15 protein-coding genes and 1 pseudogene are annotated in these 13667 nt (G+C 41.4%); 11 read left to right on the forward strand and 5 right to left on the reverse strand.

The window, feature by feature from the left end; all coding sequences use genetic code 11:
* Window positions 1–150: pseudogene (locus tag FTV34_RS06500) on the forward strand (IS4 family transposase); the annotation flags it as partial.
* Here the strand turns inward: FTV34_RS06500 and FTV34_RS06505 are convergent.
* The 3 genes from FTV34_RS06505 to FTV34_RS06515 all read right to left on the reverse strand — a co-directional run bounded on the left by FTV34_RS06505 (window position 94) and on the right by FTV34_RS06515 (window position 2080).
* Window positions 94–291 carry a helix-turn-helix transcriptional regulator gene (locus FTV34_RS06505; protein ID WP_257226126.1) on the reverse strand — a complete coding sequence of 66 codons (198 nt, stop codon included), beginning with the start codon at window positions 289–291 and terminating at the stop codon, window positions 94–96. The pseudogene FTV34_RS06500 and the gene FTV34_RS06505 sit on opposite strands and share 57 nt — an antisense overlap.
* 149 nt (window positions 292–440) lie before the next feature.
* On the reverse strand, window positions 441–1640 hold the full coding sequence (locus FTV34_RS06510; RefSeq protein ID WP_180069445.1) for an MFS transporter: 1200 nt from the start codon (window positions 1638–1640) through the stop codon (window positions 441–443).
* A complete protein-coding gene (locus tag FTV34_RS06515) occupies window positions 1637–2080 on the reverse strand; it encodes a MarR family winged helix-turn-helix transcriptional regulator (protein ID WP_180069448.1) in 444 nt (147 codons plus the stop codon). The genes FTV34_RS06510 and FTV34_RS06515 overlap by 4 nt, the downstream gene beginning before the upstream one ends.
* 261 nt (window positions 2081–2341) lie before the next feature.
* On the opposite strand from FTV34_RS06515, the gene FTV34_RS06520 reads away from it, so the two are divergent.
* Genes FTV34_RS06520 through FTV34_RS06530 form a run of 3 tightly spaced genes read left to right on the forward strand, consistent with a single transcriptional unit; the run spans window position 2342 to window position 4905 of the window.
* Window positions 2342–3787, forward strand: a complete 1446-nt coding sequence (locus tag FTV34_RS06520; protein ID WP_180069451.1) for a cytochrome ubiquinol oxidase subunit I — start codon at window positions 2342–2344, stop codon at window positions 3785–3787.
* Window positions 3784–4788: a cytochrome d ubiquinol oxidase subunit II gene (gene cydB / locus FTV34_RS06525; RefSeq protein WP_034702762.1), complete on the forward strand. Its 1005-nt coding sequence runs from the start codon at window positions 3784–3786 to the stop codon at window positions 4786–4788. The genes FTV34_RS06520 and cydB overlap by 4 nt, the downstream gene beginning before the upstream one ends.
* 9 nt (window positions 4789–4797) lie before the next feature.
* Window positions 4798–4905: a DUF2474 domain-containing protein gene (locus tag FTV34_RS06530; RefSeq protein ID WP_104426067.1), complete on the forward strand. Its 108-nt coding sequence runs from the start codon at window positions 4798–4800 to the stop codon at window positions 4903–4905.
* A gap of 78 nt (window positions 4906–4983) precedes the next feature.
* Here the strand turns inward: FTV34_RS06530 and FTV34_RS06535 are convergent, their stop codons facing one another.
* Together FTV34_RS06535 and FTV34_RS06540 are read right to left on the reverse strand one after the other, a co-directional pair.
* The gene (locus tag FTV34_RS06535; protein ID WP_159122897.1) at window positions 4984–5601 is read right to left on the reverse strand and encodes a thermonuclease family protein; all 618 of its coding nucleotides are present in this window, start codon (window positions 5599–5601) and stop codon (window positions 4984–4986) included.
* A gap of 159 nt (window positions 5602–5760) precedes the next feature.
* The gene (locus FTV34_RS06540; RefSeq protein WP_180069454.1) at window positions 5761–6678 is read right to left on the reverse strand and encodes a LysR family transcriptional regulator; all 918 of its coding nucleotides are present in this window, start codon (window positions 6676–6678) and stop codon (window positions 5761–5763) included.
* A 94-nt stretch (window positions 6679–6772) separates the two neighbouring features.
* Between FTV34_RS06540 and FTV34_RS06545 the strand changes: the two genes are divergently transcribed.
* From FTV34_RS06545 to FTV34_RS06575, 7 genes are all read left to right on the forward strand, one after another.
* Complete coding sequence (locus FTV34_RS06545; RefSeq protein WP_159122898.1) at window positions 6773–8014, forward strand: acyl-CoA dehydrogenase family protein; 1242 nt, start codon at window positions 6773–6775, stop codon at window positions 8012–8014.
* A 54-nt stretch (window positions 8015–8068) separates the two neighbouring features.
* Window positions 8069–9190, forward strand: coding sequence for a phosphotransferase family protein (locus FTV34_RS06550; protein ID WP_180069457.1), 1122 nt, complete (start codon window positions 8069–8071; stop codon window positions 9188–9190).
* Window positions 9187–9885 (forward strand): histidine phosphatase family protein, encoded by a 699-nt coding sequence (locus FTV34_RS06555; RefSeq protein WP_034702771.1) that lies wholly within the window; start codon window positions 9187–9189, stop codon window positions 9883–9885. Before FTV34_RS06550 ends, FTV34_RS06555 begins: the two co-directional genes overlap by 4 nt.
* Window positions 9886–9935: 50 nt before the next feature.
* On the forward strand, window positions 9936–10679 hold the full coding sequence (locus FTV34_RS06560) for an SDR family oxidoreductase (protein ID WP_004785546.1): 744 nt from the start codon (window positions 9936–9938) through the stop codon (window positions 10677–10679).
* Between the two features lie 412 nt (window positions 10680–11091).
* Window positions 11092–12150 carry a fatty acid desaturase gene (locus FTV34_RS06565; protein WP_180069460.1) on the forward strand — a complete coding sequence of 353 codons (1059 nt, stop codon included), beginning with the start codon at window positions 11092–11094 and terminating at the stop codon, window positions 12148–12150.
* 158 nt (window positions 12151–12308) lie between these two features.
* Window positions 12309–13019 carry an SGNH/GDSL hydrolase family protein gene (locus FTV34_RS06570; protein ID WP_159122902.1) on the forward strand — a complete coding sequence of 237 codons (711 nt, stop codon included), beginning with the start codon at window positions 12309–12311 and terminating at the stop codon, window positions 13017–13019.
* Between the two features lie 32 nt (window positions 13020–13051).
* Entirely contained in the window at window positions 13052–13636 is a 585-nt protein-coding gene (locus FTV34_RS06575) for a uracil-DNA glycosylase family protein (RefSeq protein ID WP_034704166.1), read from the forward strand.
* The last annotated feature ends 31 nt before the right edge of the window (window positions 13637–13667 follow it).

Raw genomic sequence — 13667 nt, forward strand, 5'->3', positions numbered from 1 at the left:
CAACATTTAGGAAAAACAGGTTGGACAGTTCAACGTTTACTCAGAATAATTCAAGTGAATTTGTTTGAAAGAAGAACTTTAAAAGCTTTATTTTCACCCGATAAAATACCCATAAAACAAGAGGAAGTTCATTTGAGCTTCCTCTTGTGAAAAATTGTGGGACAGCAATGGGTTGTACTTCTCTTTTTCTAATGCGGCAATCGTTTGGCGGCTGACTGCCACTGCATCAGCAAGCTGTTGTTGTGTCCAACGTTTTTTAGCACGGAACACGATGATGTCATTCTTTAACATGTCTTTACTCCAACATCATTCAAAATGTAATATATATTTAACATTATATAAACTATATATTTCATAATGATAAAAATAAGTGTTATTTAAAAGATTGAGATATAAAAAACGGGCTAAATGCCCGTTTAAAAATTTTTGAATCAGCTGGTTTAAGCTTTGACTGAGGTCGATTTAACCTTGCGGCCATGCAGCAGGTAATACCAGATCAGACAACTAAAGGTAAGCACTGCGGAAAACAAATAAAGCTGACGATAACCCACCTGATCCAGCAGCATACCGAGGAAATAAGGTCCGAAACCAAGACCGGCATCCAGTGCAATAAAGAAAGTCGAGGTCGCCAGACCCATCCGTTGCAAGGTGGTACTTTTCACGGCAATAGTTTGACACACTGACTGAATATTACCGAAACCAAAACCTAATAACGCGGCACTCGCCAGTAACATCACAGAGTTTTGTGCCTGACTCAGCATTAGAATACCTACTGCCATAATCACGATTGCAGGATAGATAATGATGTTTTCACCTTTACGATCCATTAATGGGCCAGTAAATGGACGCGACAGCAGAATGGCAAAAGCATACATCAGGAAGAAGAAAGAGGCTGCTTCGACCAGATTGATGTCTTTGGCATAGAAGTGGATAAAGGACAATACGCCTGAATAACAGGTAGCCACCAGCAGGACAATGATAGCAATCGGCAAGGCATTCGGCTCTACATACTGAGCGAGCTTACTGGCAGATTGTGGAACAGAGGAAGTCAATGTACCACTCGCTTTAAGGCGCGGCGGCTGGATAAACAGACCGCAGATCAGACAGCTGAGTGCAACGATAGTGGTGAAGATAAAAATCACCTGATAATTAAAATTTGTCATCAGCCAGATGCCGACAAAAGGACCAATCGCTGTACCAAGCGTACTGCTCATACTGAAATAACCGATACCTTCACCACGTCGTGTTGCCGGAATGGTTTGCGCAATTACTGTGCCGAGTACGGTAGAGGCCATACCCATCATAAAGCCGTGGATCAGACGAATACCCAATAACACTTCTAGTTTGGCCGGAATCATATAAAGTCCGGAAAATAGCAAAAAACCAGTCAGGCCAATCACCAAGGTATTTTTCAGCCCTAGACGATTCAGCAATTTCCCAATAAATAAGCGTCCAATTAGCGTTCCGACAATAAACAGACCGGATACCAGACCGGCTTGTGCAGTCGATGCTCCCAGTTCAGCGACCGAGAAACCGACAATCACAATCACCAGAAGGTAAAACACCAGAACGAGCTGGAAATTAACCAGACTGACCAGGACGAAATTAGGGGTCCATAAGCGGGCTTGTTCTTGGCTCATTGTGGTGTTTCCTGAGATGAAGGGTGTAATTGCTGAATCAGCTGTACCAAAGTGTTTTTACTGCTTTGCAGATCATCTGCATCAATCTGTTGCAGTAACTGATCTTCAAAAGCATCAATCTGTTTAGAACACAGGTTAAAGGTTTTAATCCCTTGCTCGCTGAGTTTAAATAATTTCTGACGTTTATCTTCGGTTTCGATCTGGCAGATTAAGTCGAGTTCACTTAAATGCTGGATACGTTTGGTTATGCTTGGTTTTGAAACATTTAAATAGCTTGAAATATCAACCAGCGTGCATTGCTGTTGGGATTGAATGGTGTAGAGCACTTGCCATAAGGAATAATTAAGTTGGGAGGATAATAAAATAGTATTGATTTCATCACTCATGAGTCGTGCGCAACGCAGCAACAGTGAACGAAATCTGGAAAAGGGTTGAAACATATAGTTAACCTGGCTAACTAAATTGTGCCTAATCTACGTCTCTTTATTCAATTAAACAAGAGGGAAATTTTGAAAATTTTTGCATGGTTAACGTCCTTTTGACTAAGTTGTTACAAGTCCTTAACCTGATTAAAAAAACAATCAACAAAAGACTACATACTTTTAAGAATGATTCAGCCTAAGCTACCTAAGCACTAGAAAAATCCATCACTTAATAACTGAAGGGCAGATATGCCAAATAACACTGCATAGGTGAAGTTTATGACTCTGGGTTTAACTGCATTAGAGTTAGCACGCATACAGTTCGCCTTTACTGTATCTTTCCATATTATCTTTCCTGCAATTTCAATCGGATTAGCAAGTTTTCTGGCTATTCTGGAATGGCGCTGGTTAAAAACTAAAAATCCGATTTTTCAGGATCTGTTCAAGTTTTGGGTCAAAATTTTCGCTGTCGCATTTGGCATGGGCGTTGTATCCGGTGTGGTAATGAGCTATCAGTTCGGAACCAACTGGAGTGAGTTTTCCCGGGTCGCGGGAAGTGTGACTGGACCCTTGCTGGCTTATGAAGTTTTAACTGCTTTCTTTTTAGAAGCCGGATTCCTGGGCATCATGCTCTTTGGCTGGGATCGGGTTGGCCCACGAGCGCACTTTTTCTCCACTTTAATGGTCGCAATCGGCACCTGTATTTCCATGTTCTGGATTTTATCTTCCAATAGCTGGATGCAGACCCCACAAGGTTTTGCGATTGAAAATGGCCTGATCGTCCCGCAGGACTGGGTAGCGATCGTATTTAACCCGTCTTTTCCTTATCGTCTGGCCCATATGGCAATGGCCGCCTTTCTGGTTTCGGCCTTACTTGTAGCCTCAACAGCGGCATGGCATCTGATCAAGGGTCGTCGCGATCCTTTAGTTAAAACTTCATTTTCCATGGCCATGTGGCTGATTCTGGCACTTGCACCTTTACAGATTTTTGTGGGGGATATGCATGGTCTGAATACACTTGAACATCAGCCAGCCAAACTGGCCGCGATGGAAGGCCATTGGGAAACCAATCATGATGAAGGAATGCCTTTATACCTGTTTGGGATTCCAGACATGCAAGCTGAAGAAACTAAATATGCCATTGGTATTCCTAAGTTGGGTAGCCTGATTCTGACGCATTCTATGGATGGAAAAGTTACAGGGCTTAAAGAATTTGCGCCTGAAGATCGACCCAATTCACTGGTGGTGTTCTGGAGTTTCCGAATCATGGTTGGGCTGGGTATGTTAATGCTCTTGCTTGCACTCTGGGGATTATGGTCACGTACTCGAGGACGGTTTTATGAATCACGTGGTCTGCATCGTTTTGCACTCATCATGGGGCCATCCGGATTTCTTGCTATGCTGGCAGGATGGTTTACTACAGAAGTCGGTCGTCAGCCTTGGGTTGTCTACGGCATTATGCGGACCAAAGATGCATTATCACCAGTGTCAGCTGAACAGGTCGGTCTAACCTTGATTATCTTTGTGGTGGTGTACTGTGTTGTTTTTGGCGTAGGAATTTTCTACATGTTGCGCCTAATGCATAGAGGTCCAGAATTTATTCATTCCAGACCACACCATGAATCGGATAGCGATGTGGTTCAGGCTTCCCGTCGACCATTGAGCAGTATTCGCGAACGTATTGAAGAGGTTCCTGAACATCCGGATCAGGAGGATAAAAAATGATTGATTTATCATTAATTTGGATTGCGATTATTGGCCTGGGTGTACTGGTCTATACCATTCTGGATGGTTTCGATCTGGGAATTGGTATTCTATTTCCATTCTTCCCGCATCAGGATGAACGAGATGTCATGATGAATACGGTCGCTCCAGTCTGGGATGGTAATGAAACCTGGATGGTTCTAGGGGGCGCCGGATTATTTGCTGCCTTTCCATTGGCTTATTCGACGGTACTCTCAGCGCTATATATGCCCATTATCCTGATGGTGATCGCCTTGATTTTTCGTGGTGTCGCTTTTGAGTTCCGTTTTAAGGCGAATAAAAGCAAACACTGGTGGGATAAAGCCTTTATTGGGGGATCGATCGTTACCAGTTTCTTGCAAGGGATGATCCTGGGTGCATATATTCAGGGAATTGAAACACGAAATGGTGTCTATGTGGGCGGTGGTCTGGACTGGCTTAGCCCCTTCAGTATCTTTACCGGAGTCAGTGTCGTGGTGCTATATGCAGCATTAGGCTGTGGATGGCTCATTTATAAAACCGGTGATGATTTACAGGATCGTATGTTTAAACTGATGCCGAAGCTGATTATAGCCTTACTGATTATTTTAGGCGCTGTTAGTGTTTATACGCCGTTGACCCATCCGCAAATTGCGGAGCGTTGGTTCAGCCAGCCACAATTTACCTACTTTATGCCCGTACCGATCTTGGTCATATTGTTTACCTGGCTGGCCTTACGCGCCTGTAAAAGACGCAGTGAACTAGGTCCATTTTCCTATATGCTGGTGCTGGTATTCCTGGCATATACCGGTTTTCTGATTAGTCTGTGGCCATATATTATTCCGCCATCAGTCACGATCTGGCAGGCAGCGGCACATGAAAATAGTCAGTTATTTGCCTTGATTGGTGCCTTGATTCTGATTCCGATTATCGTGATTTATACCTGTATGTCCTATTGGGTATTCCGACACAAGGTACGTGTTGGAGATGATGGTTATCATTAAGGAGCAGTTATGACACGCAAACAGATAGTATGGTTTGTCGGCTTATGGCTTGCAGGTTTTTTGACACTAGCACTCATTGCAGGGGCATTCCGCTTTCTGGTGCATTTGGCCTATTAGGTATATTAAATGAACAAAGAAAAGGGATTTGTTAGTACAAATCCCTTTTTATAGGCTAAATTTTTGATTTTTAAAATATCAAGATGAGGCTTTGATCTGTTTACGATAAACACTTGGACGGACAGGGCGGCTGTTTTTCCATAACCCTTTTTTCTGCTTTTTGGCTTTATTCTGTAGTTCCATCATATAGCGTAAATGGTTTTTATCCCGGATATATTCCTCATAAACCCATGCCGCACCACGTTTCACAATCTCTTCATTGATATTCTTGCGATAACGATAGACCACACCGACACAGCGACCATAACGGTCAATATCCGTAATTTGTACCCGAATCATTTTATTTTTAACCATACTTTGAACCAGGCGTAGTGATTCCTTACCATAGGCCTGTGAAGATTCAGGTGCATCGACATAAGCAAAGCGCAGTTTGGTCTCAGAGCGACGGATATTAAAACGGTAGCAGGTGAGGGTATCGCCATCACTGACAGCACTAACCCGGCACCAGTATTTCTTACCTTTCTTAAAGGGGCGAAATAGGTCCTTTAAATACACCGTAATTTTATGCAGTAGATAATAGGAAAAACACAGAAGTGCGAAGCCCAGCACAATTTGCCAGGTGGTGGAGAGATGTAACAAGGGCAAGATCCAAATCAGCAAAAACAGCCGCATAAACACAGCTAAAAGTTGAGCCATTTTAGATCAAAGCCACTCCGCATAAGGCTTAAAAAGTCATCAATCAGTGTTTAGTTTTGTACCGATAAAATAGCCTAAGCACTATCAAATTAAGCCAATCTCAATCCTAAAACCTGATAATAAAATAGCCTAAGCATCTTAAATCATCTCATAAATAGCCTAAGTAAAAATTTTATAAATTTCATTTCTCAAAAATTGATGTCTTTTATTCTCCTGCAAATCTTTATGCCAATACATCCCCATATTAATTTTCGGCAGTTGTACAGGAACGTCAAAAATATTCAGACAGTTTGCTAACTGTAGATGAGTCAAAACATTTTTAGGAATTGTCAGCATGGCAGTCTTTTGCTGTTCCAGAATTTGCAGAGCTGTGGAATAGTGCTGACAACGTAAAAAAATCTGTCGGGAATAATGTTTTCGACTTAAATATATATCTTCAACTAAAACTCCCGTACGGCGTGAGGAAACGCCAATATGAGGTGAGGCCAGATAAATCTGTTCATTCATTTCTGTTCGTTGTGTACAGACCACGAATTCATCCTGTACCAGTCGTTCAAACTGAATTTTTTCACTAATACTTTGCTCCAGATCAATAACAAAATCGACCTGTTGAGAGGCGAGATCTGCAGCAATATTTTTACGGTCGAGTTTCATGCTACTCAGTTGAAGATCCAGGTTAATTTTTTGGAAATGTTGAACCAGTTTAGGAAATATCATGGGTTCAATTTCGTCATGTACAGCAATTTTTAAGCTATGAATCGATTCCGGTCTGAATTGCTGATGCTGCATCGAAATATTCTGAATCGTAAAAAGTGCATTTTTAATTTCAGGATAGATCTGATCCGCAAACGGCGTAGGTTGCATCTTGCTACCAGTTCGCACAAATAAATCATCTTGTAAATGCTGTCTTAAACGTTGTAAAGCATGACTGGCCGCTGACTGGCTTATCGATAGAATTTGCGCAGCTTTAGAAATACTGTTTTGTTCGTAAATGGCAATAAAAAGTGGATAAAGATTAATATCAATACGATGAAAATTTCGTAGATCCATCACGGTTTTTGAATGAATACTATGCATACTACTATATGGAATTAAATCATTTTATTCATAATAAGTTTTGGGTTAAGGTGTTGTAAAGCGTATGAATTAGAATATTCAGAGGGATAAAGCAATGTTTGAGCTGTCAGCACGTGCACAGGATTATTTAAATAGAACAAAAAAGTTTATTACTGATGAAATTGAACCTGTCGAGGCTGATTTCTGGCATCAGGTGCATGAACTGAATCAAGGCGGTGACTGGACCAAATGGCAATGGCCGGCAGAACTTGAAACATTGAAAGATAAAGCCAAAGCGGCAGGTCTCTGGAATATGTTTTTGCCTTGTCCAGAATTAGGTCAGGGATTATCCGTTCAGGAATATGCGCATATCGCTGAACTTTCTGGACGAAGCTTAATTGCACCTACCGTCTTTAACTGTAATGCACCAGATAGCGGCAATATGGAAGTATTGTGGCGCTATGGTTCTGAAGAACAAAAACAGCAATGGTTAATGCCACTACTGGAAGGGAAAATCCGTTCAGTGTTCTGTATGACTGAACCTGCAGTGGCTTCTAGTGATGCTACCAATATGCAGGCGACGGCGGTAGTTGAAGGTGATGAAATTGTTTTGAATGGTCGTAAATGGTGGTCTTCGGGTTTGGGTGATCCAAATGCCAAAATCATCATCTTTATGGCACATACACCGGATGAATCCAAAGACCGTCATCATCAGCATTCCATGGTTTTAGTTCCAGTCGATACTGCAGGCGTAAAAATCGAACGGATGCTTCCAGTCTTTGGTGACTATGATGCACCACATGGCCACGGCGAAGTCAGCTTTGATAATGTTCGTGTTCCAGTTTCGAATTTTATTGGCGGTGCAGGTCAAGGCTTTGAAATTGCCCAAGGTCGTTTAGGGCCAGGCCGTATTCACCATTGTATGCGTTGCATCGGTGCTGCTGAAAAATCATTAGAGTTGATGATTGACCGAGGTATGAGCCGTACCGCATTTGGTAAAGAGATTTTAAAACTGGGTGGTAACCTGGAACGTGTCGCAGAAGCTCGCGTTGCCATTGATCAGGCTCGATTATTAACCTTGTATGCTGCCTATAAAATGGATACTTTAGGGAATATGGCAGCACTGACTGAAATTTCTGCAATTAAAGTAGTCGCGCCAAGTGTGCTGGAAAAAGTCGTGGATATGGCAATTCAGATCCACGGCGGTGCGGGTGTTTCTCGTGACACACCGCTGACCGGATTCTTTGCCCAAGCCCGTGCCTTACGTCTGGCTGATGGCCCGGATGAAGTGCATAAAGGCATGATTGCCAAACTGGAACTGGCAAAACGCGGTTATAGCACACGTCGTAAAAAATAAGCTGGCTTTATATATAGAACATTGCAACGTATTAGAAGATTTTAAGGAAAAATTATGGCGGTCATTGATGTAGGTGGATCAGTTCGTGAAGGTGAGGAACTGGATGTACAGGCCATCACAGAGTGGTTAAATCAACAAGGAGTAAATGTAGAAGGTCCTTTAGAGCTTACTCAATATTCAGGTGGAGCTTCTAACTGGACTTATCGTTTGCAATATGCCAATGCCGATTTAATTTTACGTCGTCCGCCTCAAGGGACTAAAGCCAAATCTGCGCATGACATGGCACGTGAATATCATGTACAAAAAGCTTTGGCTGAACACTATCCAGTCGTACCTGAAATGGTGGCACTTTGTCAGGATGAATCAGTCATTGGCTGTGATTTTTATGTGATGAAACGCATTGAAGGTATTATTCCGCGTGCCAAGCTGCCGCCTGAATTACAACTGACTGAACCAGATATCCAGACTTTATGTATTAATGTGATTGATAAGCTGATCGAACTACACCAAGTTCCTTACACTGGTACAGAACTGGAAAAGTTAGGCAAAGGTGAAGGCTATTGCCGTCGTCAGGTAGAAGGCTGGGATGCACGTTACGAAAAAGCCAAAACATTAAATGTTCCATCTTTTAAATACGTGCGTAACTGGCTGAAAGATAATATTCCATCTGATTCTAAAACCTGTGTCATTCACAATGACTGGCGTTTTGATAATGTTATTCTGGATCTAGAGAATCCAACTGAAGTTATTGGGGTGCTGGACTGGGAAATGGCCACCCTGGGTGATCCGCTGATGGACTTGGGTTCTGCCTTGGCTTATTGGGTAGAAGATACGGACAATGCCATTTTTAAAGCTACACGTCGTCAGCCCACCAATTTAAAAGGTATGTTTACCCGTAAAGAAGTGGTGGATTACTATCTGGAGAAAACCGGTCTGCAACCGGAAAACTGGACATTCTATGAAGTGTTTGGGATTTTCCGTCTCTCGGTGATTGCTCAGCAGATCTATTACCGTTATTACCACAAACAAACCAACAATCCGGCCTTTAAGGATTTTTGGGTAGTTATTCATGCCTTGCATATTCGAGCCTTAAAACTCATTGGTCTACAAAAGCTGGAAGCCAATGATATTGCACAAAAATATATCCTGAAATTTAAAGAGTTAATGCCAAAATGACCACCATTTACTTGATCCGGCATGGACAGGCATCTTTCGGGGCAGCCAGTTATGATCAGCTTTCGCCAAATGGGGAACTACAGGCAAAATTGCTCGGTCGTTATTTTGATGAAATTCTGAAAGAAGCACCGTATGTAGTGGCTGGTTCTATGCAACGTCATCAACAGACGGCACAGTTATCTTTAGATGAATGTTTTCCTGAAAGCGAGATTTTGACCGATAGTGCCTGGAATGAGTTTAATCATCAGCAGGTCTTTGCCCGTTATGAACCGCGTTTTAATCAGCCTGAACTGCTTAAGCAGGATGTCTCAGAACATGCCAATCCACGGGATTATCTGAGCAAGATCTTTAGTGGAGCGATTGCTCGCTGGACCTGTGATGATTATCACCATGAATATGATGAATCCTGGCCAAATTTTAAAAGCCGCGTAGAAACCGGTTTGCAGAACTTATGTGATCAGCTTGCGCAAACTAAACCGCGCTATGCAATCGTGTATACCTCAGGTGGCGTCATCTCTGTGGCGGTAGGTAAAATCCTGGGTCTGAGTCCGGAGAAAACTTTCGCTTTAAACTGGGCAATTACCAATACCAGCATTACTACATTGCGTCTGGTCGGAAATGAACCCCAGCTACTCAGTTTGAATGAACATCATTTTATTAAAGCACAGCGCCCAGACCTGCTAACCTGGATTTAAAAATTATTGAAGATAAAACACCTTATAAAATAAAGGGATAGGGTAAAAATATGGCTAAAACGATTTTAATTACTGGTGCAAGTTCAGGGATTGGTGCCGGTATGGCACGTGAATTTGCAAAAAAAGGGTATAACCTGGCGATTTGTGCACGTCGTCTGGAACGTCTGGAAACTTTGAAGCAGGAACTCGAGAGCCAATATGATATTAAAGTCATTGCCAAAACACTGGATGTGACCAATTATGATCAGGTTTTTGAAGTTTTCCGTGCCTTTAAAGAGGACTTTGGCACCATTGACCGGATTATTGTCAATGCCGGTGTAGGTGAAGGCCGCCGGATTGGTAAAGGTAATTTTGCGATCAATAAAGCTACTGTTGAAACCAACTTTATTTCTGCATTGGCACAATGTGAAGCTGCAGTGGAAATTTTCCGCGCACAAAACTCCGGTCATCTGGTGATGATTTCATCGATGAGCGCAATGCGTGGTATGCCAAAACACTTGACTGCTTATGGCGCAAGTAAGGCTGGGGTTGCACATCTGGCTGAAGGCATTCGTGCTGAGCTAATTGATACACCAATTAAAGTCACGACCATTTTCCCAGGCTATATTCGTACTGAAATTAATGAAGGCGCGAAAAAATTACCATTTGAAGTGGATGAGAAAACGGGTTCACGTTTATTGGCAGAAGAAATTGAGAAAGCGCCAGTCAAAGCCTATGTACCGAAATGGCCTTGGTTGCCACTCGGTCTGGCAATGAAAGTATTGCCGCTAAAATTAGTCAATAAATTAGGTTAAAACTTCAATTTAAAAAAGCTCCATTCGGGGCTTTTTTACTTTTTAGTATTCAAAATTTTGGATAAAAGTAGGTAGGATAATTCTGGTATCGGATCTAAAGGTATTATAAATTATTAAAATAATTAGTTAATTCACTAAAAGTCATTAACACTTTGATGATGAATAAATTTTATTTATATATAAAAATTAAAATTCTATCAGAATAGAAATAATTAAATTTTTAAGAAGATAATTTTTAGACGATAAATTTTATCGAAAATATCTCCTTATTTTTCTGCTTTATTCTTGATCTTAAAAAAATTACTAAAACTGCCCAAAACTTGGACATACTCGCTACGAAAGTGGAAAGATAACTTCTCTTTTTTATAAATTCCTTTAATGTACAACTGTTCAGAAATTAAAGGTTGTCCATATGTCTACATCTTCGGATATGACTGACCAACAGCGAATCTCTAAGGTCAGAAATATCGTTACACAGGCCGGGGAAGAAATACGTACCCGTTATCCTATACTCAAACATCAGAATTTCATTGGTGCGAGTATTTTAGGTTTTGCCTGGACGGGGATGATCGCATGCGCATTGGCATATGGATATGGTTATCTTTCTGCGTGGTTCACCATTCCCCTAATTGCAATTTTTGCTTCACTGACACATGAATTAGAACATGACCTGATTCATTATATGTATTTCAAAAAAACACCTTGGGCACATCATTTAATGTTGGCTTTAGTGTGGCTGGCTCGTCCAAATACGATTAGTCCATGGGCTCGCCGACGCATGCATTTGCATCATCATAAATATTCAGGCACTGAATATGATCTTGAAGAACGTGGCATCAGTAATGGTATGCCATGGGGGATTCGCCGCATTCTAGTGATCAGTGACCAGTTGATGTCAGTGTATTTGCGTCCTTTTCAGATGTTTAAAATGATTCATCTTTTTATGGAAAAACAGCCTGAAAAAGAACGTAAAGTTGCCATGATTTCTCAGCTATTAGGCTTCTTGCCATTAAGCTTGATTTATTATGGTCTGTGCTATTTATTTGTAGTCTTTCATGTAGGCAATGCCGTTGCACCAATCTTTGGTTATGAAATGCTTTGGTCGGAAAGTATCATCGAAGCTATGCCGCTCGTGAATTTCTTGGCAGTAATTTGGATCATTCCGAATTTTATCCGTTCTTTTAGCCTGCAATTCATTAGCTCCAATATGCATTATTATGGTGATATTGATCCACGCGATGTCATCAAGCAGACTCAGGTACTGAATCCATGGTGGATGGTGCCATTCCAGTTATTTTGCTGTAATTTCGGTTCAACTCATGCGATCCATCATTTTGTGGTCAAAGAACCCTTTTATATACGTCAGTTGACCTCTAAAACGGCGCATAAAGTCATGAAAGAAGTGGGTGTACGCTTTAATGATATTGGGACGTTCAAGCGCATGAACCGCTGGAATGATCATAAAGTTTGATATATCAGCCACATTAAAAAATCCCGTTAAACGCCGGGATTTTTTTATTTTGCTAGTTAAAGTTACGTGAATATTCATTAAAAATGACTGCTGAGGTATTACTCGTAATCCATAAATTGCAGTAAAATTAATCATATCTTTATATAAATTAGTCCATTATGTTGCTCAAAGCTGCCACTATCGCCTTAATTCCCGCGCTCGTAATTCAGGGTAACCGTGTCAAAAAAAATACGATAAAACTTCCAGAACCAGAGGGTGCACGTGAAGGCCAAACAGGAACAGGCAAAAAACTTTCATTACTGATTGTGGGTGATTCAGCAGCAGCAGGGGTCGGGGTAGATCATCAGAATGATGCCTTACTTGGCGCGATTCTGAATGAGCTAAAAAATGACTTTGAAATTGAATGGAAGTTACAGGCAAAAACGGGCGATACCACCTCAAAGGTCATTCGTACTTTAGACCAGATTGAAGCTAAATCCTATGATGTGGTCGTGACTTCAGTCGGCGTGAATGATGTGACTAAGCTCATGCCTGCCGATGTCTGGATCAAGAAGCAGGAACAGTTTTATGGCAAAATCCAGCAAAAGTTTAATCCAAAACTGGTCATTGCAGCCGGTGTCCCTCCAATGAACATGTTCCCAGCTTTACCGAATCCTTTGGCCTGGTTATTTGGTCAATATGCCAAACACATGAACCAACAACTGGAAAAATTTGTGAACAAGCAGATCAACATGCAATGGATTGAATACGATATTGAAAAATATCGTGCCATGAATTTACAAATGGCCAAAGATGGTTTTCATCCAAGTAAGGAAGTTTATACACTTTGGGGACAAGAAGTCGCTAGCAAGATCCGTCAGGCATTCTAAAATAACTGAAATACCTGAATCTGGAACAGTTTATGTCGGATATTGAAACCCATCCATTACCGCCATTTTTACCGCCCAATGCCAAATTATTGATGTTGGGCAGTTTTCCGCCACCCGCAACGCGCTGGAAAATGAATTTTTATTATCCGAATTACCAAAATGATATGTGGCGGATATTTGGATTAATTTTCTTTAAAAATAAAGATTACTTTTTGGACTTACCTAATAAAAAATTTCAGGAACATCTAATCCGTGAGTTTCTAACTGAAACGGGGATTGCGATTTTTGACAGTGCTTATCAGATCCGACGCCTGAAGGGAAATGCTTCCGATAAATTTCTAGAAATTGTAGTGCCAACCAATTTGCAGGATCTATTAGGGAAAATGCCGGACTGCAACCACATCATGACTACAGGCGACAAGGCCACAGATACTTTGATGCTCTCTATGCCTGAAGGTACGTTGAAACCCGGTATAGGTGAGCCAACACAGGCACATTTTCTTGGCCGTGACCTGTATCTATACCGGATGCCATCTTCATCCCGGGCTTATCCTTTGGCTCTGGATAAGAAAGCAGATAGTTACCGGATGATGTTCGAGCATGTCGGTCTAATTTGAGTTATGAATAAATATAAATATTAAGTATATT

Source organism: Acinetobacter sp. YH16038 (assembly GCF_013417275.1).
Taxonomy (GTDB): domain Bacteria; phylum Pseudomonadota; class Gammaproteobacteria; order Pseudomonadales; family Moraxellaceae; genus Acinetobacter.

Excerpts from the sequence above, each read along its gene's own strand:
- FTV34_RS06575 (WP_034704166.1), top strand. The coding sequence starts at position 13,052 with ATGTCGGATATTGAAACCCATCCATTACCGCCATTTTTACCGCCCAAT.
- FTV34_RS06560 (WP_004785546.1), top strand. The coding sequence starts at position 9,936 with ATGGCTAAAACGATTTTAATTACTGGTGCAAGTTCAGGGATTGGTGCC.
- FTV34_RS06515 (WP_180069448.1), bottom strand. The coding sequence starts at position 2,080 with ATGTTTCAACCCTTTTCCAGATTTCGTTCACTGTTGCTGCGTTGCGCA.
- FTV34_RS06510 (WP_180069445.1), bottom strand. The coding sequence starts at position 1,640 with ATGAGCCAAGAACAAGCCCGCTTATGGACCCCTAATTTCGTCCTGGTC.
- FTV34_RS06520 (WP_180069451.1), top strand. The coding sequence starts at position 2,342 with ATGACTCTGGGTTTAACTGCATTAGAGTTAGCACGCATACAGTTCGCC.
- FTV34_RS06535 (WP_159122897.1), bottom strand. The coding sequence starts at position 5,601 with ATGGCTCAACTTTTAGCTGTGTTTATGCGGCTGTTTTTGCTGATTTGG.
- FTV34_RS06565 (WP_180069460.1), top strand. The coding sequence starts at position 11,092 with ATGTCTACATCTTCGGATATGACTGACCAACAGCGAATCTCTAAGGTC.
- FTV34_RS06555 (WP_034702771.1), top strand. The coding sequence starts at position 9,187 with ATGACCACCATTTACTTGATCCGGCATGGACAGGCATCTTTCGGGGCA.
- FTV34_RS06540 (WP_180069454.1), bottom strand. The coding sequence starts at position 6,678 with ATGCATAGTATTCATTCAAAAACCGTGATGGATCTACGAAATTTTCAT.
- FTV34_RS06570 (WP_159122902.1), top strand. The coding sequence starts at position 12,309 with ATGTTGCTCAAAGCTGCCACTATCGCCTTAATTCCCGCGCTCGTAATT.
- FTV34_RS06550 (WP_180069457.1), top strand. The coding sequence starts at position 8,069 with ATGGCGGTCATTGATGTAGGTGGATCAGTTCGTGAAGGTGAGGAACTG.
- cydB (WP_034702762.1), top strand. The coding sequence starts at position 3,784 with ATGATTGATTTATCATTAATTTGGATTGCGATTATTGGCCTGGGTGTA.
- FTV34_RS06530 (WP_104426067.1), top strand. The coding sequence starts at position 4,798 with ATGACACGCAAACAGATAGTATGGTTTGTCGGCTTATGGCTTGCAGGT.
- FTV34_RS06505 (WP_257226126.1), bottom strand. The coding sequence starts at position 291 with ATGTTAAAGAATGACATCATCGTGTTCCGTGCTAAAAAACGTTGGACA.
- FTV34_RS06545 (WP_159122898.1), top strand. The coding sequence starts at position 6,773 with ATGTTTGAGCTGTCAGCACGTGCACAGGATTATTTAAATAGAACAAAA.